1 protein-coding gene is annotated in these 419 nt (G+C 68.3%); it reads right to left on the minus strand.

The window, feature by feature from the left end; translation table 11 throughout:
- Positions 1–419: hypothetical protein (locus KDH83_RS31760; protein WP_212323154.1), on the minus strand; the 419-nt coding region annotated here is incomplete at both ends.

Consider the following 419-nt stretch of genomic DNA (forward strand, 5'->3'; position numbering starts at 1 on the left):
TATTGGATTCCTCCGGCCCCGAGGCGATGCCTCGCGTCGCCGCTCGCATATCGCCTTGCACCTGCACATGGACATTGCCGCCACGCTCCGGATACCAGGCAGCGTATTGGTCGCCGGTCACCAGGGGCTCGTAGCTCGTGGCCGCCGCGCCCAGCACGGACGGGCTGCCGTCGGCGCGGGACTGGGCCTGGTCCGGCGCGCGCTGCAAGCTGTAGGCGTCCTGCCCCAGTGCGTTCAGGACGGGATTGCCCTGCCTGTCTCGCACGGCTGCGGAGGGCGTCCCGGCGGTATAGATGCCGTAGAACGAGGTCTGGCGGAAATCACCGCCCGAAAGAATGTCCAGGTCGCCGCGGCCAGTGCGAATGACGCTGAAGATGGGCGATTCGCCCAGCACGCCGCCCGACAGGTCCTGCTGGTAG

The organism is Achromobacter sp. Marseille-Q0513 (assembly GCF_018195695.1).
Lineage (GTDB): Bacteria > Pseudomonadota > Gammaproteobacteria > Burkholderiales > Burkholderiaceae_B > Achromobacter.